Annotated in this window: 14 protein-coding genes; 11 read left to right on the forward strand and 3 right to left on the reverse strand. The window is 72.0% G+C overall.

The window, feature by feature from the left end:
* Positions 1-49: 49 nt before the first annotated feature.
* The 3 genes from EF879_RS20145 (at position 50) to EF879_RS20155 (ending at position 3,850) form a co-directional block, all read left to right on the forward strand.
* Positions 50-931 (forward strand): hypothetical protein, encoded by an 882-nt coding sequence (locus tag EF879_RS20145; RefSeq protein ID WP_233604613.1) that lies wholly within the window; start codon positions 50-52, stop codon positions 929-931.
* 312 nt (positions 932-1,243) lie between these two features.
* Entirely contained in the window at positions 1,244-2,062 is an 819-nt protein-coding gene (locus tag EF879_RS20150; RefSeq protein WP_123561276.1) for an RNA methyltransferase, read from the forward strand.
* A gap of 60 nt (positions 2,063-2,122) precedes the next feature.
* Positions 2,123-3,850 carry a PucR family transcriptional regulator ligand-binding domain-containing protein gene (locus EF879_RS20155; RefSeq protein ID WP_123561278.1) on the forward strand — a complete coding sequence of 576 codons (1,728 nt, stop codon included), beginning with the start codon at positions 2,123-2,125 and terminating at the stop codon, positions 3,848-3,850.
* 58 nt (positions 3,851-3,908) lie between these two features.
* On the opposite strand, the gene EF879_RS20160 is transcribed toward EF879_RS20155, so the two are convergent.
* Together EF879_RS20160 and EF879_RS20165 are read right to left on the reverse strand one after the other, a co-directional pair.
* Positions 3,909-5,258: a hypothetical protein gene (locus EF879_RS20160; protein ID WP_123560934.1), complete on the reverse strand. Its 1,350-nt coding sequence runs from the start codon at positions 5,256-5,258 to the stop codon at positions 3,909-3,911.
* A 71-nt stretch (positions 5,259-5,329) separates the two neighbouring features.
* Positions 5,330-6,688 carry an acyltransferase gene (locus EF879_RS20165; protein ID WP_123560935.1) on the reverse strand — a complete coding sequence of 453 codons (1,359 nt, stop codon included), beginning with the start codon at positions 6,686-6,688 and terminating at the stop codon, positions 5,330-5,332.
* A 296-nt stretch (positions 6,689-6,984) separates the two neighbouring features.
* On the opposite strand from EF879_RS20165, the gene ngcE (EF879_RS20170) reads away from it, so the two are divergent.
* From ngcE (EF879_RS20170) to EF879_RS20180, 3 genes are all read left to right on the forward strand, one after another.
* Positions 6,985-8,400 carry an N-acetylglucosamine/diacetylchitobiose ABC transporter substrate-binding protein gene (gene ngcE, locus EF879_RS20170; protein ID WP_123560937.1) on the forward strand — a complete coding sequence of 472 codons (1,416 nt, stop codon included), beginning with the start codon at positions 6,985-6,987 and terminating at the stop codon, positions 8,398-8,400.
* Positions 8,401-8,500: 100 nt separating this feature from the next.
* Positions 8,501-9,406 (forward strand): carbohydrate ABC transporter permease, encoded by a 906-nt coding sequence (locus EF879_RS20175; protein ID WP_123560939.1) that lies wholly within the window; start codon positions 8,501-8,503, stop codon positions 9,404-9,406.
* Positions 9,403-10,329, forward strand: coding sequence for a carbohydrate ABC transporter permease (locus tag EF879_RS20180; RefSeq protein WP_370375536.1), 927 nt, complete (start codon positions 9,403-9,405; stop codon positions 10,327-10,329). The genes EF879_RS20175 and EF879_RS20180 overlap by 4 nt, the downstream gene beginning before the upstream one ends.
* A gap of 56 nt (positions 10,330-10,385) precedes the next feature.
* Here the strand turns inward: EF879_RS20180 and EF879_RS20185 are convergent, their stop codons facing one another.
* On the reverse strand, positions 10,386-11,393 hold the full coding sequence (locus EF879_RS20185) for an N-acetylglucosamine kinase (RefSeq protein WP_123560943.1): 1,008 nt from the start codon (positions 11,391-11,393) through the stop codon (positions 10,386-10,388).
* A gap of 195 nt (positions 11,394-11,588) precedes the next feature.
* Here EF879_RS20185 and EF879_RS20190 point away from each other — a divergent pair, with 195 nt between their 5' ends.
* From EF879_RS20190 to EF879_RS20210, 5 genes are all read left to right on the forward strand, one after another.
* Entirely contained in the window at positions 11,589-12,551 is a 963-nt protein-coding gene (locus tag EF879_RS20190) for a MurR/RpiR family transcriptional regulator (protein WP_123560946.1), read from the forward strand.
* 228 nt (positions 12,552-12,779) lie between these two features.
* Positions 12,780-14,270 carry an N-acetylglucosamine/diacetylchitobiose ABC transporter substrate-binding protein gene (gene ngcE, locus EF879_RS20195; protein ID WP_123561280.1) on the forward strand — a complete coding sequence of 497 codons (1,491 nt, stop codon included), beginning with the start codon at positions 12,780-12,782 and terminating at the stop codon, positions 14,268-14,270.
* A gap of 20 nt (positions 14,271-14,290) precedes the next feature.
* Entirely contained in the window at positions 14,291-15,199 is a 909-nt protein-coding gene (locus tag EF879_RS20200; RefSeq protein WP_123561282.1) for a carbohydrate ABC transporter permease, read from the forward strand.
* 13 nt (positions 15,200-15,212) lie between these two features.
* The gene (locus EF879_RS20205) at positions 15,213-16,139 is read left to right on the forward strand and encodes a carbohydrate ABC transporter permease (RefSeq protein ID WP_123561284.1); all 927 of its coding nucleotides are present in this window, start codon (positions 15,213-15,215) and stop codon (positions 16,137-16,139) included.
* Positions 16,140-16,322: 183 nt separating this feature from the next.
* A complete protein-coding gene (locus EF879_RS20210) occupies positions 16,323-17,501 on the forward strand; it encodes a low temperature requirement protein A (protein WP_123560948.1) in 1,179 nt (392 codons plus the stop codon).

Consider the following 17,501-nt stretch of genomic DNA (forward strand, 5'->3'; position numbering starts at 1 on the left):
GTCGGCGTCCGCGCCCACCCGCGAGAGCAGCCAGGCGAGGTGACGGCGCGTGTTGCACCCCTCGAACCGTCCGAGCGATCCGGAGGAGTTCGCCACGCGACGCCCACCCGGGGCGGCCCGGGCGCGGCGAGCGGCGTCGGCCCCGGACGGCACCGGAAGGGCGATCGGCTACAAGGTCGACCCGGTCTCGGGGCGGTGGCCGTACGGGGGGTTCGCCGTGCTCCGCTTCACACACGAGCGGACGCCGGGCCGGCCGGCCAGCGACGCGACCTGGGCCTGGTCCGTACGGCGCATCGCCCGGCGGGCCGTCTGGATCCTCCCGGCGTACGCCGTCGTGTACGGATCGGTGACGCTGGTCGGCGCGGGGGACGCCCCCTTCCGGACCCAGGCCCGGCTGCCGCACCTGCTCGGCTGGGTCACCGCGATCTGGCTGGGCGTCGTCGCCGCCTCCGCGGTCGCCGGGCTGCTGGTCGCCGCCCGGACCCGGGTCGTTGCCGTCGCCGGGCTGGTGATCGGCGTCGCGGGCGCGATGCTGCTGCTCCCGTTCGGCGGCCTGCCGGAGCAGTCCGCGCCCTACGGGACCGCCGGCCGGGTCGTCGCCGTCGTCGGCGCCACGCTCTACACCCTCGGCTGGGGGCTGACCGGGCTGGCCCTGTTCCGGTCGGGGATCTTCACCCAGGCCGACGGCGTCCTCGTGATGGTCGCGGCCCCGATGCTCGGCCTGGGCGGGATGGTCGCGGCGGCCCTGCACAGCCTCGGCGCGTTCCTCGTGCTCGCCGCCGGGATCGGGGTGGCGTGGCGGGCCGGGCGTCTGGTGCCGAGGGTGGGCCGCGCGGCGCTGACCCGGGCGAGCAACCCGGACGCCGTGGCCGCCCATGTCCCCGCCGGCGACGGACTGCCGGTCGTCGCCCCCCAGCCCGCCACCTCCTGACCGGCGTTCGCCCCCGAGCCCGACGTCCCGGAGCACCGTCCGGCGCGCCGACAGACGCGACGGGCGTGGCCCGTGGTGCTCCGCCCGCGGCGGCCGGCGCGGCTCGCGGTGATGCCCGCCGCGGCCGGCACAGCCTGCGGTGCTCCGCCCGGACCGGTGCTCCGCCCGTCCCCGCCCGCGAGCGCCGACCGGGGGCGGGAGAGAATCAGCGGCGTGCCCGACCTACCGGCCTCCCCGTCCGACGATCGGGGCGCCTCGCCCGACGATCCGGGCGCTCCGTCCGCCCTCCGCACCGCCACGGTCTCCGCCGACGTGGACGCGGGTGGCGTCGAGGAAATCACCGACCCGGACGACCCACGGATCGGCGACTACCGGGCGCTGACCGACGTCGAGCTGCGTACCCGGTGGGAACCCCCGCACGGGCTCTTCATCGCCGAGGGCGAACTGGTGCTGCGTCGGGCGCTCCGGGCCGGCTACCGGCCGCGCTCCTTCCTGGTCGACCGCAAGCGGGTCGACCAGCTCGCCGGCGTGGCGACCGGGGGTGCCCCGGTCTACGCCGCCAGTCCCGCCGTCCTCGAGCGGGCGACCGGTTTCCACGTGCACCGGGGCGTTCTCGCGTCGTTCCACCGGCGGGAGCTGCCGACCCCGACCGAGGTGCTGGCCGGGGCCCGCCGGGTGGCGGTGCTGGAGGACGTCAACAACCACACCAACCTCGGCGCGATATTTCGGGGCGCGGCCGCGCTCGGGGTCGACGGCGTGCTTCTCTCGCCCTCGTGCGCCGACCCGCTCTACCGGCGCAGCGTACGGGTCAGCATGGGCGAGGTCTTCGCGGTGCCGTACGCCCGGCTGGAGCCCTGGCCGGGCGGCCTGGAGCTGGTCCGGGCGGCCGGGTTCACGGTGCTGGCGTTGACCCCGGCCGCGGATGCGCTGCCGATCCAGCGACTCCCCCCGGCCCAGCGGGCCCGGGCCGCGCTGCTGCTCGGCGCGGAGGGGCCGGGGCTGTCCCGGTCCGCGCTCACCGCGGCCGACGCCCGGGTGGCGATCCCGATGCGTCGCGGGGTGGACTCGCTGAACGTGGCGGCGGCCGCCGCCGTCGCCTTCTGGGAGCTGGGCCGGGACGACCCGGTGTAGGTGCGGGGCACGGACGGCGGACGTGCCGGGGCGGCTCACCGGGGCGGTACCGTCGTGCGCGTGTTTCCGACCGTGCGTGAGGTGCTCGCGCTCGATCCGGTCCGGCACGGCGGGCCTCGGGTGGTCGCCGGGGAGGCCGGGCTCGACCGGCTGGTCCGGTGGGTGCACGCCGCCGAGGTGCCGGACATCGCCGCGCTGCTCAGCGGTGGCGAGTTGGTTCTCACCACCGGGATCGGGCTCCCCGCCGACGACGCCGGCCTGCGCGCGTTCATCGACGAGCTGGCCGACGCCGGCGTCTCCGGGCTCCTGGTCGAGCTGGGCCGGCGGTACCGGGGTGCGGTGCCGCGGAGCATGGTGGTGGCGGCGGAGCGGTGCGGCCTGCCGCTGGTGGAACTGCACCGGGTCACCCCGTTCGTCCCGATCACCGAGGCGGTGCACGCGCTGATCGTCGACGCTCAGCTCACCGAACTGCGGGCCACCGAGGAGATCCACCAGCGCTTCACCGAGCTGTCGGTGGAGGGCGCCGAGCCGGCGGAGGTGGTCCGGCAGGCGGCCGAGCTGGCCGGCTGCCCGGTGGTGCTGGAGAACCTGTCTCGGCAGGTGCTCGGGTACGCCACCGCCGGGCAGAACGCGGAACTGCTGCTACGGGGCTGGGAGCAGCACTCCCGGCGGATCCGGCAGACCGGGCGGACGGCGTACGACCCGGACGCGGGCTGGCTGGTGACCATGGTCGGCGCCCGGGGGCAGGACTGGGGGCGGTTGCTGCTGCGCTGGCCGGGTGACCTCTCGACGGGCGCCGGGACCCCGCCGACCCGGCTCACCATCCTGCTGGAGCGGGCCGCCTCCACCCTGGCGCTGGGTCGGCTCATCCGGCGCGACGCGGAGGGGCTGGAGCGGCAGATCCACCGCAATCTCCTCACCGCGCTGCTCGACCACGCGAGGCCGGTGGACGAGGTGGCGCTGCGGGCGCGTGCCCTTGGCGTACCGCTGGACCGGCGGCACCTGGTCGGCGTCGTCGTCCGCTATCGGGCCGACGATCCGGGGGCGTCCGCGGTCGGCCAGGCCCGGCTCCGCGACCTGGCCGAGGCGGTCAGCCAGGCGCTGCGGGACGCCGGGCTGACCGGATTGTCGAGCACGCTGGACGACCAGGCGGTGGGGGTGCTGCTGGCGCTGCGCGGCGCCGCCGAGGAGGAGCCGGCGTTAACCGCCTTCGCGACCGCGTTGGACCGGGTCCGCGAGGGCGGGGACGCGGTGGCCGGAGGACGTGACGGCCCGGGCACCGCGTCGGGCGGCCGCGACGACCCGGCGACCGGGGTACGCACCCCCGCGCCCCGCCCCGGTGGGGTGATCGTGGCGGCCGGCTCGGGGGTCGGCACCCTCCGGGAGGCGCGTCGCTCCCTGATCGAGGCCCGTCAGGTCGCCGACGCGGCCCGCCGCGGCCGGCGTGACCTGAAGGTCTTCCGGCTGCCGCAGGTGGGGCTCGCCGGCCTGCTGCACCTGCTCCGGGACGAGCCGAGGCTGCAGACCTTCGTCGAGCGGGAACTCGGCCCGCTGCTGGCGTACGACGCCGAACACCCCCGGGAACAGCTCCTCGGCACGCTCCGCGCCTACCTGGAGAACGGGCGGAACAAGTCGGCGGCGGCCGCCGCGGCCCACCTGTCCCGCCCGGCGTTCTACGAACGGCTGGCCCGGATCGGGCGGATTCTCGGGGTCGACCTGGACTCGGTCGACGACTGCCTCTCGCTGCACGTCGCCCTGCTCGCCCTGGACGCCGTGCGGGACGGCTGAGCGGCCCCACCGCGGCGACGCTCCCCGCGCGGTCCGCCGACGCCGGCGGCGAGGGTGGTCAGGAGATCGCGGTGACCGCCTTGGCGTAGGCCGGCGGGACGAAGTGCGGACCGGACGGGGTGAAGACGTCGGAGGAGCGTGCCGCCTGCCACGCCTCGGTCGGGATGGCCGCGCGGAGGGTCTGCACGACCGCCGCGTCCCGCCAGTCGGGGTGCTCGGCGACCAGTCCGAGCGCGACCACCGACTCCTCCACCTCGCCGACGCACTCGAACGGCTTGTGTGCCTCCAGGCCGAGCAGTTCGAGGTAGCCCGGGGTCTGGGCCGGGTCGGCGAGCAGGTCGGTGCCGAAGATCCGTACCAGCCGCTCGCGGGGCATGAACGGCGCCAGGGCCAGGAAGATGAACCGGCACTTCGGGCAGTCGCCGCACCAGCGGGCGCTCGGATCGCGCAGCTTGAACGCGGCGTTGCAGCTGGTCACCACGGCGTCGTACCGGGTGAACCGGGCGAACAGTCGGGCGATGTGCAGCTCGGAGAGGGGGCGCAGCAGCGAGAAGTACGGCTCGGTCAGCCCGGCGTGCCCGGCCAGCGCCGCCCGCAGCAGCCCCTCGGCCTCGACACCCTTCGACCACTGGTGGTTCACCTCGTGACCGTTCCAGACCAGGTTCGGGTCGGAGGCGGACCGCTCGTTCGACATCACGACCGGGCCGAGCCCGTGCAGGACGGCGGTGGCGACCGCGATCAGCGAGTTGATCGCGGTGACCGGTACGTGCCCGTTACGGGCCCCGGCCGCGTTCAGCTCGAGCAGCGCCGGGTCGATGCGGCGCCGGGCGGCCAGCGGGGTGAGCCCCGACGCGTCGAAGACCGAGGTGATGATGTGGTTGGGGTTGACCGAGAACGGCACCGGGTCGAACCCGGCCCGGCGCAGCGCCTCCAGGCTGACGATCGAGTCCTTGCCGCCGCCGACGGCCGAGAGCGGCCGCCGGTCGGAGGTGTCCACGGCCGCGGGCTCGGCCGGCCGGCCCGGTGGCACGGTGGGGACCAGCTCCAGGACGTGCGGCAGGTCGTTGCGGTAGGCGTACTCGGCGAGTCCCTTGGTGTAGAGGGCGGTGACCAGCGCGGTGGCGGCCTCGCCCAGTGGCGCCGGCAGCAGCAGCCGCGGCGGTGCCGCGGCCTTGTAGTAGCTGACCCCGGCGGCGAGGTGCAGCAGCTCCAGCACCCGGTCGAGGGTTTCGCGGGCCTGCGGCGTGGGCGGGGCGCTGGGGACCGGAAGGGTGACTGTCTCGGTGAACCGCAGCTCGCCGTCCGGGCCGGTCAGCGCGTAGTCGAGGGTGACCTCGCCGGTGGCCGGATCGATCGAGCGGGAGGGGAAGGAAAAGGACTCCATCCGCCGGAGCTGTCCGTTGCGCACAGGCAATAGTAGTCCACCGGTCCGGCGGCGCGGGTCGGGGCTGGGGGAGTTTGTCTGGTTCGGCCGCCCGCTCAGCCCGGCGGCGCGGCCGGTACCGCGCGGAGCAGTCGGAGCAGGGCGGCGCCGGCGACGTACGCGGCGAGGGCGCCGGTCGGCAGGCCGAGCGGGTAGCCGGCGCCCTCCTTCGGGGCCACGCTGTTGCCGAAGAGTCCGGCCGCGGTCGCGCCGAAGCCGAGCACGATCAGCAGCAGCCGGGGCCCCGGCCGGGCGAGGGTGTGGGCGACGGCGGCCGGGAGCCATCCGGGGCGGCGTTCGGCACGGCGGGCGGCGCGCAGCTCGATCCGGCCGAAGGCCGCGACCAGCGCCGCGAGGACGACGGTGAGCATGGCCAGCCAGGCGATCCGCCAGAGCCACCAGGCCGTACTCCCCACGGGTGGGGTGGGGAGGGCACCGAGCGCGTCCAAGGCCCCGGCCAGCAGGATCACCGCGGTGAGGTGCCAGAGGAAGATGGTCAGCACCACGGTGTTCAGCCCGACCACCACGGTCCACGGGCGGGGCCGGTGCAGCCACCGTTCGACGGGGCCGTGGAGCAGCACGATCAGGCCGAGCTGGGCGGTGGCCAGGGCGAGCAGGGCGAGGCTGGGCGGCGACATGTTCTGGATGCGCTGGTCCGGCTGGTTGATCATGCTGGTCGGGTAGGGACCGACCAGGGTCAGCAGCGGCAGGGCGACCAGGCCGACCACCAGCAGCGGCATCCCGACCCGGGGGCGCATCGGCAGCGCCCCGGTCCGCCAGGCGAACCCCACCTGGTGCATGGCGAGCCAGCCGAAGAGGTAGTTGCCGTACGACAGCCAGCCCTGCGCGAGCAGTCGACCCAGGTCACCGAGGGTGACCAGCCCGAGCAGCACCACCGGCACCGCCAGGCCGAACCGCCGGTGCAGGGCGTACGTCACCGGGGCGAGCAGCACCACGCAGAGGTACGCGGAGAGGAACCAGAGCGGGATCGTGGCGTACCAGACGACGGTGCGGACCTGGGTCGGCTCGGCGCCGAGCAGCCGGGCCAGCAGGGCGACACCGGCGAGCAGGACCAGCAGCGCGGTGGTGGGGCGGATCAGTCGGCCGCTGCGGTCGCGTAGCCACTCGCCCGCCCCGGCGCCGCGGGCGCGGTACGAGTCGAGCGAGGCGGCGTTGGCGTAGCCCCCGACCAGGAAGAACAGCGGCAGGACCTGGAACAGCCACGTGCCGGGGCGCGCCCAGACCAACTCCTCCAGGGCGTTGTGGCCGCGCAGCCGTCCGGCCGGGTCGTGGTCGAGGACGGCGATCAGCCAGTGGCCGAGGACCACCATCGTGATCGCCACCGCGCGGAGCAGATCGACGTAGCGTTCCCGTCGGGCGGGCGTGCGGCCGGCGAGCTCCCGCAGGCGGCGCATGGCGTCAGGCTATCGACCCGGCCGGGGTCGTCGGTGTGCAATTCGGTAACCGGCCTCGTCGGCGAACCCGCGCCCGCCACGTAGCGACCGGTGGATTGCCGGTCCGTAACGGTTCGGCCGCCGGGTCTTGCTGCGGGCACCCACTTCCGTAAGAATCCTTCAGTAACTTTCGGTTAAGTGAAGACAAGCAACCTCGACACGAGCACACCGTTACTAGCCCGATGACCCCTGCCTCGATGGCGGGCGCCGACCCCACCGGTCACGGCGTCCACCCGGGCCGGAACCGAGGAGAAGCGATGAATAGGCGTGACATTCTGCGTCGTACGGCGGCGGCCGGCCTCCTGGCGACCCCCGCCGCCGGTCTGCTGACCGGCTGTGCCCTCGGCGGCGGCGACGAGGAGGATAGCGGCGGCGAGACCTACGTGGGGACCAAGACCGCGGAGAACCCGCTCGGGGTGAAGGAGGATGCCCCGCTCGAGGTCGTCATCTTCAACGGTGGCTTCGGCGAAGAGTATGCCAAGGCCCACGAGGCGATGTACAAGGAGCGGTACCCGAAGGCCGAGATCAAGCACTCGGCGACGCAGGAGATCAACAAGACCCTGCAGCCGCGCTTCGTGGACGGCACCCCGCCGGATGTGGTGAACAACTCCGGGGCCGGGCAGATCGACTTCAACGGCCTGGTCTCGCAGAACGCCCTCGCCGACCTCGGCGAGCTGCTGGACGCGCCGAGCCTCGACGTGCCCGGCAAGACCGTGCGGGAGACCCTGCTCCCCGGCGCGGTCGACGTCGGCTCCTACGACGGCAAGTTCCTGGTCCTCAACTACACCTACACCGTCTACGGCATCTGGTACTCCACGAAGCTCTTCGCCGACCGTGGGTGGGAGTACCCGAAGACCTGGGACGAGCACATCGCGCTCTGCCGGGAGATCAAGAAGGCCGGGATCGCGCCCTGGACGTACGCCGGCAAGCACCCCCGCTACATGAGCTGGCCGGTTCTCTCCACGGCGGTGAAGCTCGGCGGCCTGGACGTCGCCAAGGCCATCGACAACCTGGAGCCGAACGCCTGGAAGTCCGAGGCGATGAAGGCGGCGGCGGACGCGTGGTACCAGATCGTCAAGGACGGCTTCATCCTCGAGGGGTCGCCCGGCCTCGACCACATCCAGTCCCAGACCGCGTGGTGCCAGGGCAAGGCCGCCTTCATCTCCTGCGGCTCCTGGCTGGAGAGCGAGCAGAAGAACGTCACGCCCCCCGGCTTCAACATGTCGGTGGCGCCGACGCCCAGCCTGAGCAGCGGCGACAAGCTGCCGTTCGAGGCGATCCGCGGCACCGCCGGCGAGCCGTTCATGGTCCCGGCCAAGGCCAAGAACCGCGCCGGTGGGCTGGAGTACTTCCGCACCATGCTCTCCATGAAGGGTGCGCAGGACTTCACCCGGAAGGTCTCCAGCCTGACCGTGGTCGCCAACTCCACCCAGGGCATCGAGCTGCCGTTCGGGCTCTCCAGCGTGGTCAAGGCGCTGGAGGCCTCCGGCGCCAACGGGTTCAACTGGGTCTACAACAACTACTACCGGAAGCTGGAGCGCGAACTGGTCGACGCCGCCTGCGGCGAGTTCTTCAGCGGCCGGAGCACCCCGGCGGAGTTCCTGGACGCGTGCCAGAAGGGCGCCGACCAGATCGCCGCCGACAGCAGCATCAAGAAGTACCGGCGCGCGTAGTCGGGTCACGTCGTCGGGGGTCGGCCGGCCGGGCCGGCCCCCAACGACCGGTTGTCGCGGGACACGGCTTCCCGCGTGGAGTGGGCAGGATGTCGTTCTCGTGAAACATGGCAAGTACCCGCTGATCATCACCTTCCTGGTGCCGCCGCTGCTGCTGTACGGCATCTTCGTGATCTCGCCGTACCTGCAGGCCTTCCAGATCTCCACCACCGACTGGCTCGGATACTCGTCGAGCGCCAACTTCGTGGGGCTGGAGAACTTCGCCACCCTGCTCCGCGACGAGTACCTCTGGAACGCGGTCAAGAACAACCTGATCCTGCTGATCCTGCTGCCGATCCTCACGATCGCGCTCGGCCTCTTCTTCGCCACCATGCTCAACATGGGCGGCCGGCGCGGCACCGCCGGGGTGGTCGGCGTTCGGGGCAGCTCCGTCTACCGCCTGGTCTACTTCTTCCCCCAGGTCCTCTCGGTGGTGATCATCGCCTACGTCTGGAAGGAGGTCTACAACCCGAACAACGGCCTGCTCAACGGTGCGCTGCGCGCGCTGGGCCTGCCCACGCCGACCTGGCTCGGCGATCCCCGGACCGCCTTCTGGGCCGTACTGGCGGTGATGGTGTGGAGCAACGTCGGCTTCTACGTGGTCCTCTTCGGCGCGGCGATGCAGTCCATCCCCCGGGACATCTACGAGGCGGCGCTGCTCGACGGCTCCTCGCGGTGGACGACCCTGACCCGGGTCACCATCCCGCTGCTCTGGGACACCGTCCAGGTGGCCTGGATCTACCTCGCCATCGCCGCGCTGGACGGCTTCATCCTGGTCCAGCAGATGACCGACGGCGGTCCGAACCACTCGTCCGACGTGATCGGCCTGCGGATGTACAACACCGCGTTCGGCAGCGAGACCAAGTTCGGGTACGCCTCCGCGATCGGCGTGGTGATGTTCTTCCTGACCCTGTCGGTGGCGGTGCTGGCCCTGCGCGCCGCCCGGCGTGAGCGAATCGAGTACTGATGACCACCGTCGACACCTCCTCGCCGGTCGGGTCGGCCGCGCCGGCCGCGTCGGCCACCGACCCCCGCCGGAAGGGCGACCGGGCACCGCGCCGGGAACTCGGCCTGCTCAACGCCTTCTCGCACGCCTTCCTGGTGCTCTGGGCGCTGCTGACCACGCTGCCGCTGCTCTGGGTCGTCATAGGCTCGTTCAAGAGCGACGCGGAGATCCTCTCCGACCCGTGGGGCCTGCCCGGCGCGCTGCGCTTCGAGAACTGGGCCCGGGCCTGGACGGAGGCGCGGATCGGCCAGTACTTCTTCAACAGCGCCGTGGTGGTCGCCGGCTCGTTGACGCTGACGATGCTGCTCGGCGCGGCCGCCGCGTACGTCTTCGCGCGGTTCGAGTTCCGGGGCCGGCAGTTCCTCTACTACCTCTTCGTCGGCGGCATGATGTTCCCGGTCTTCCTGGCCCTGGTGCCGCTGTTCTTCGTGGTCCGCGACGTCGGGCTCTTCAACACCTGGACCGGCCTGATCCTCGTCTACGCCGCGTACTCGCTGCCCTTCACGGTCTTCTTCCTCACCGCGTTCTTCCGGACCCTGCCGACCTCGGTCGCCGAGGCGGGACTGATCGACGGGTGCGGGCCCTTCCGGCTCTTCTTCCAGGTGATGCTGCCGATGGCCCGACCGGGGCTGATCAGCGTCGGCATCTTCAACTTCCTGAGCCAGTGGAACCAGTTCATCCTCCCCCAGGTGCTGATGCAGGGGGACGAGTCGAAGTGGGTGCTCGCCCAGGGGTTGGCGGCGCTGGCGATCAGCCAGGGCTACCAGGGCGACTTCAGTGGGCTGTTCGCCGGACTCACCCTGGCGATGCTGCCGGTGCTGGCCGTCTACGTCGTCTTCCAACGCCAGATCCAGGCTGGACTGACCGCCGGACACCTGAAGTAGCAGGTCCGGAACCGGTCCGCCCCCGGTGACGCCCGCGCCGCCCCGCCGCCGGGTGGTCAGGGCTGGGCACCCGCGACCGCGTTCGACGCCAGCAGGCGCCGGTGCAGCCCCGCCGGGTCCCCGACCTCGGGAAGGCTTCGGGCGGCGAGCCAGGCGGCGGCGAGCGCGCCGTCGCCGGCCTGGCGCAGCGGCGCCGCCGGCCAGCGGGCGGCCAGCGCCGGGCGGATCGCCTCGGCGAGCGGGGTGGCACCGGTGAGCAGTCCGCCGCCGAGCACGATCGGGCTGGCGTCACCCGCGGGGCGGATCTGGCCCACGCTCGCGGTGAGCAGCCGGGCGGCCTCCGCGACGATCGCCGTCGCCGACGGGTCGCCGGCCCCGGCGGCGTCCAGCACCAGCGGGGCGAGCCGGGCCAGCTCGACCGCGGGACGCCGGGTCACCGCCTGGACGAGCGTGTCGACCGTGTCCCGGGGGCGGGGCGCCACCTCGGTGGAGCCGAGCAGTTCGGTGAGGACGCGGGTGCCGATCCGGTCCGGCGGCTGTCCGGCGTCGAGTCCGACGAGGGTGTGCCGGACCGCCTCCCGGCCGAGCCAGAAGCCGCTGCCGGCGTCGCCGAGCAGCCAGCCGTACCCGTCGGCGGTCCGGCCCAGGGTCAGGTCGCGGACCTCGGCGGCGATGGCCCCGGTGCCGGCGATCAGGATCGTCCCGTCCGGCGCGGCGGTGCCGGAGGCGTACCCGACCAGGGCGTCCCCGACCATGTCGTACGGGCAGCCGAGCCCGGCGTCGCGCCACGCCCGGTCGAACGCGGCCCGGCTGGCGGGATCGGCGAGTACCCGACCCATCCCGGCCAGCCCGATGACGCCTGCCCGGGCCCGCCGCGGGTCGAGGCCGGCGAGTGCGGCCTCGAGAGCGATCCGGATCTGCTCGGCGGCGCGTTCGGCGCCGTGGCTGGTGGGGTTGCCGCCCCCGCCCCGTCCGCTGCCCAGCCGTTCACCGGAGAGCGAGACGACGGCGGCCCGGGTCGACGTACCGCCGACGTCGAGCCCGACTACCACGGCCTCCGACATCCGGTCCCTCCCGTCCGCCTCGATGTGGCGTCCATGCTGGTCGGCCCGACCGCCGGAGGCAAGATCCGTCGAGGCCGTGCCGGGGCCGAGCCAGGTAACAGTTTGAAAACTTCACTCATTGTCTTGACAAGCGGGGGGCTTCAGTAAGAACTTTTACCACTAACAGTTAACTTCCTTTTCCGAAAGGCGTGGCTCATGGTCGAGCCGGAGGTAGACACCACCGCGGGAACCGCGGTGGTCGATGCCGGGCGCGACCTACGGGCCGCCGCCGGCCTCTCGCCGGCGGACAGCGTGCTGGTCCGGGTCCGGGCCCGGCTGACCGAGTTCACCGGCGCCCTCCGACGCGTCGCCGAGCAGGTGCTGAGCGATCCGGCCGGCGCGGCCCGGGCGACCATCGTCGAACTCGCCGAGCGGAGCGGGACCTCCCCGGCGACCGTCACCCGGTTCTGCCGGGCGATGGGCTTCGAGGGGTACGCCGACCTCCGGCTCGGCATCGCCGCCGAGACCGGGCGGGCGCACACCGCCGGCTGGACCGTCGACATCGGTCGGGAGATCCAGCCCACCGACCCGCTGGAACGCGTGCTCGGCCAAATCATCGCGGCCGACACCCGGGCCATGCACGACACCGCCACCCTGCTCGACCTGCGCGAGGTCGAACGGGCCGCCGACGCCATCGCCGGCGCGAGCCGGGTGAACATCTTCGGCGCCAGCGGCAGCGCCCTTGTGGGCGAGGAGATGCAGCTCAGCCTGCACCGCATCGGAGTCGCCGCGTGGGCCTGGAAGGACGTACACGAGGGACTCTCCGGCGCCGCGCTGCTCCGCCCGGGCGACGTCGCGCTGGGCATCTCCCACACCGGCCAGACCCGCGAGACCATCGAGACCCTGGCCGAGGCGGGCAGCCACGGGGCCACCACCGTGGCCCTCACCGGCTTCCCCCGCTCGCCCCTGGCCGAGCTGGCCGACATCGTCCTGCTCACCGCGAGCCAGTCCACGACCTTCCGGCCGGACGCGCTCTCCGCCCGGCACCCGCAGCTTGTCGTCCTCGACGTGCTCTACATCGCCGTCGCCCAGCGGACCCACGACCGTGCCCACGCCGCGTTCCAGCGGACGGCCCGGGCCGTGGGCGGGCACAAGGCGGCGAGGGAGGGGCGGCCATGACGCCGCCACCGCGCACCGACCGTCGCGCCGGGCCGGCGTCCCGCCGGCGGAGCCGACCGTCACCGTCGGACCGGAGGTTCCCCCCATCCGTCTCCGGTCCGATGTCCCCGACGCCGGACCGGGAGCCGGTCCCGGCGCCGCTGGGACACGCACTTCGCACCGCTGGCCGGTCCGGGCCGGCCGGGGACTCGGGCCGGCCCGACCCGACTCTCGATTGAGGAGATGAAGATGTCCGCAACCCCCGACACCTCGCCGGCGTACCCGTCGACCGGCACCGCGGCCCCGTCGGCCGCGCCGGGCACCACCCGCCGTACCGTGCTGCGGCGGGCCGCCGCGGCCGGCCTGCTCGTCACCCCGGCAGCCGGGCTCCTCGGCGCCTGCGCGACCGGCGGCGACGGCGGCAACACCGAGCAGGCCACCGGCGAGAAGACCGCGCAGAACCCGCTCGGGGTCAAGGAGGACGCCGAGCTGGAGGTGGTCATCTTCAACGGCGGGTACGGCGACAAGTACGCCACCGACGTGCACGAGAAGCTGTACCAGCAGGCCTTCCCGAAGGCGAAGATCACCCACCAGTCGACCCAGGCGGTCTCCACGGTGCTGCAGCCGCGGTTCGCCTCGGGCAACCCGCCGGAGTTCGTCAACAACTCCGGCGAGAAGTTCCTCGACTTCGGTGCCCTGGTCAACGACGGCCAGCTTCAGGACCTGACCGAGATGTGGGACGCGCCGTCGGTCGACGACCCGAACAAGAAGGTCCGGGACACGGTCATCCCGGGCGTGGTCGAGCAGGGCATGTTCAACACCCCGGACGGGCAGCGCAAGCCGTACGTCCTGTACTACGTCTCGACCGTCTACGGCATCTGGTACTCCGGCAAGCTCTTCAAGGAGAACGGGTGGACCGCCCCCACCACCTGGGAGCAGTTCACCGCGCTCTGCGAGCAGATCAAGTCCAAGGGGATCACGCCGTTCGGCTACGCCGGGGCGAACGCGGCGTACTACATGTGGAACGTGATCCTCTCCCAGGCGGCCAAGGTCGGTGGGCCGGAGATCCTGCGCAACATCGACAACCTGGAGCCCGACGCCTGGAAGGCCGACGCGGTCATCCAGGCCGCCCGGGCCTGGGCCGAGATCGGCAAGAACTTCTCGGACAAGAGCTTCGAGGGGCTCAAGCACACCGACGTACAGCTGCGGCAGAACCAGTACAAGCTCGCCTTCTACCCCAGCGGCGACTGGCTGGAGAACGAGCAGAAAAAGGACACGCCGCCGGGCTTCGAGTACCAGATCATGCCGATGCCGAGCCTCACCGCGGCCGACAAGATGCCGCACGGGGCGATCCGGGCGGCGGCCGGCGAGGGCTACTTCGTCTCGGCGAAGAGCAAGAACCCGCGCGGCGGCATGGAGTACATGCGGCAGATGCTCTCCAAGGCGGGTGCCCGGGGCTTCACCGAGACCGTCGGCGCCGCCACCGTGGTGCCGGCGGGGAGCGAGGGCTACCAGTTCCCGCCCGGGGTGGCCAGCTCGCAGGCCGCGCTGAAGGCGGCCGGACAGAACGTCTTCAACATGATGTTCGACAACTGGTACAAGGAGCTGGACACTGAGGCCCGGACCGCGACCAACGAGCTGATGTTCGGCCGCGCCTCGGCCGAGCAGTGGGCGGAGCGGATCCAGAAGCGGGCCGACGCCATCAAGAACGACAGCAGCATCGCGAAGTTCACGCGCTGATCGACCGGAGCGGAGTGATCATGCGGCAGGGCAAGTACCCGTTCGTGATCGGCTTCCTCGCGGTGCCGGTGACGCTCTACTCGGTCTTCGTGGTCTCGCCGTACCTCCAGGCGTTCTGGCTCTCGATGACGGAGTGGCGAGGGATCGGGGCACCACGGTGGATCGGCTTCGCCAACTTCGAACGGCTGTTCTCGGACGAGGTGTTCTGGAAGGCGGTACGGCACCACGGCGTACTCCTGCTTGCCCTGCCGCTGATCACCATCGCCATCGCGCTGTTCTTCGCCTTCATGCTCAACGTCGGCGGCGGCAGCCGGGGCGGGCAGCGCGTGGGGGTCCGCGGCTCCGGGTTCTACCGGGTCGTCTTCTTCTTCCCGCAGGTGCTCGCGGTCGCGATCATCGCGGTGCTGTTCCAGATGGTCTACCGTCCGGACGAGTCCGGTCTGATCAACGGCGTGCTGATGAAGCTCGGACTCGATCCGATCTTCTTCCTGATCAACCCGAACCTCGCCCTCTGGTCGATCATCGCGGTGCTGGTCTGGCAGGCGGTCGGCTTCTACGTGGTGCTCTTCTCGGCGGGCATGGCGTCGATCCCGGCGGAGATCTACGAGGCGGCCGAACTGGACGGCGCCAGCCGGATCACCATGTTCTTCCGGGTGACGATCCCGCTGCTCTGGGACACCCTCCAGGTGGCCTGGGTCTATCTCGGGATCGCGGCCTTCGACGCCTTCGCCATCGTCGCGGTCCTCTCGGTGGACAGCGGCGGGCCGGACGGGGCCACCACCGTGCTGGCGATGGAGATCTACCGCAACGCCTTCGTCTACAGCAAGTACGGCTACGCCTCCGCGATGGGCGTCGCGCTCTTCTTCCTGACCATCACGTTCGCGGCGCTGACGCTGCGGGTGTCCAAGCGGGAAAGCGTCGAATACTGACATGGGGCCGCAGATGACAACGACGACGACGGACCGGCCGGCGGCGGGCCGGGGGAGCGCGGCAGGCCCGGCCAGCACGTCGGGCCGGGCCCGCTTTCGGCGGATCAGGTCCGAGGTACGGGTCCTCACCGGCCTGGGTCACGTGGCGCTGGCGGTCTGGGCGGTGCTGGTGATCGTCCCGATCCTTTGGACGTTCCTGGCCTCCTTCAAGAACACCACCGAGATCTTCAGCAGCCCCTGGACCATGCCGGCGGAGCTGCGCTGGGAGAACTGGGGTCGGGCCTGGAACGAGGCCCGGGTGGGGCGCTACTTCGTCAACAGCGTCATCGTGGTGGGGCTCGGCGTGGCCGGCACCATGCTCTTCGGTGCGATGGCCGCGTACGTGCTGGCCCGCTACACGTTCATCGGCAACCGGTTCATCTACTTCCTGTTCGTCTCCGGCCTGGCGTTCCCGGTCTTCCTGGCCCTGGTGCCGCTCTTCAAGGTCGTCGAGAACCTGGGACTGCTCAACACCCACACCGGGGTGGTACTGGTCTACATCGCCTACTCGCTGCCGTTCACGGTCTTCTTCCTGGCGGCCTTCTTCAAAACCCTGCCAACCTCGGTCGCCGAGGCCGGCATGATCGACGGATGCTCGCACACCCGGCTGTTCTTCCAGGTCATGCTCCCGATGGCCCGGCCGGGGCTGATCAGCGTCGCGATCTTCAACGTGATCGGGCAGTGGTCGCAGTACCAGCTCCCGCTGGTCCTGCTCGCGGGTGACGAGGACAAGTGGGTCCTCACCCAGGGCATCGCCGACATCTCGGTCAGCGCGGGCTACGAGGCGGACTGGGCCGGGCTCTTCGCCGCGCTCAGCATGGCGATCCTGCCGATGATCGTCGTGTACGCGATCTTCCAGCGGCAGATCCAGTCCGGGCTCACCGCCGGGGCGCTGAAGTAGCCCGGCCGGGGCCGGCACGCTGGCGTCGCCGGTCGGTTCCCGGCCGGCGACGCGGCCGACCTGCGGATTCGGCGACCGGAGACCACCACGCCGTGGTACGACTCCTGTGACGTCGGGCGTGGGGGCGCCGCCTCGGCCCCCCGGGTGGGACCGGCGGGCCGATGAAGGGTCGGGAACGGGCGGATGACGAGGGGCAGACACTCCGCGCTGATCCGTGACCAGGGCACGGCGCAGCGGGCCACCCCGGTGGAGCTCTTCTACGATCTGGTCTTCGTCTTCATCCTGGCCCGGCTGGCCGAGTCGTTGATCGAGAACCTGCACCCGCTCGGCGCCTACCGGACCCTGCTGCTGCTCCTGGCGGTCTGGTGGGTCTGGTCGTACACCAACCTGACCACGGAGACGCTGGACTCGCGGCGGCCCGCCGTGCAGATGCTGATCATCACGATCATGTTCGGCAGTCTCCTCATGGCGACCGCGATGCCCGAGGCATTCGGCTCACGGGGCATCATCTTCGCCGCCGCCTACGCCGGGATCCACCTGCTCCGCAGCATCGTGCTGGCGGTGATCCTGCGGCACCACCGCCTACGCAACCGCCCGCGGTGTGGGATCTTCTGGTTCGGCCTCTCCGGCCTCGTCTGGATGGCGGGCGCCCTGGTCGACGGTACGGCGCGGATCCTGCTCTGGCCGGCCGCCCTCGGCCTGGACTACCTCGGGCCCTCGATACGGTGGCCCACCCCGTGGATCGGTCGCTCGCCCGCCTGTGAGTGGCACACCGCCGGTGAGCACCTGGCCGAGCGGTACCGGCAGTTCATGATCATCGCCCTCGGCGAGACCGTGCTCACCACCGCCCGGACGCTTCGCGCCAACGAGTACGACCTGGAGCGGCTCGCCGCGGGCGGGGTCGCGTTCAGCATCACCGTGCTGCTCTGGTGGGTCTACTTCTACCGGGCCCGGGAGAAGCTCGGGACCGCGATCACCAGCTCCGCCGACCCGGCCCGAGAGACCACGTGGGCCGGGTACGGCCATCTGATCATGGTGGTCGGCGTCGTCGTCACCAGCGCCGGCGACGAACTGCTCATCACACATCCGTTCGGCGACACCCACGCAGGTTCGGTGGCCACGTTCGTGGGCGGTCCCGCGATCTTTCTCGTCGGGCGTACCCTGCTCGGGCACGAGATCTTCGTCCATGTCGCCCGGCCCTGGCTGGTCGGGCTCGGCGTGCTGATCGTCATGGCACCGGGCATGGTCTTCCTCCCTCCGCTGGCCGTCGCCGGGTGCGTGGCGCTCGTCCTGCTCGGCGTCATCATCGCCGACGCCGTCGGCTCGGCAGCGCGGCGTCCGGCGGGGCGGCCGCACCGGTGA

It is taken from the genome of Micromonospora sp. HM5-17, assembly GCF_003762835.1.
Classification (GTDB): domain Bacteria; phylum Actinomycetota; class Actinomycetes; order Mycobacteriales; family Micromonosporaceae; genus Plantactinospora.

What these genes read in the sequence shown, in the direction of transcription:
- EF879_RS20200 (WP_123561282.1), top strand. Translation starts at nt 14,291, where the DNA reads ATGCGGCAGGGCAAGTACCCGTTCGTGATCGGCTTCCTCGCGGTGCCG.
- ngcE (WP_123560937.1), top strand. Translation starts at nt 6,985, where the DNA reads ATGAATAGGCGTGACATTCTGCGTCGTACGGCGGCGGCCGGCCTCCTG.
- EF879_RS20185 (WP_123560943.1), bottom strand. Translation starts at nt 11,393, where the DNA reads ATGTCGGAGGCCGTGGTAGTCGGGCTCGACGTCGGCGGTACGTCGACC.
- EF879_RS20190 (WP_123560946.1), top strand. Translation starts at nt 11,589, where the DNA reads ATGGTCGAGCCGGAGGTAGACACCACCGCGGGAACCGCGGTGGTCGAT.
- EF879_RS20210 (WP_123560948.1), top strand. Translation starts at nt 16,323, where the DNA reads ATGACGAGGGGCAGACACTCCGCGCTGATCCGTGACCAGGGCACGGCG.
- EF879_RS20205 (WP_123561284.1), top strand. Translation starts at nt 15,213, where the DNA reads ATGACAACGACGACGACGGACCGGCCGGCGGCGGGCCGGGGGAGCGCG.
- ngcE (WP_123561280.1), top strand. Translation starts at nt 12,780, where the DNA reads ATGTCCGCAACCCCCGACACCTCGCCGGCGTACCCGTCGACCGGCACC.
- EF879_RS20165 (WP_123560935.1), bottom strand. Translation starts at nt 6,688, where the DNA reads ATGCGCCGCCTGCGGGAGCTCGCCGGCCGCACGCCCGCCCGACGGGAA.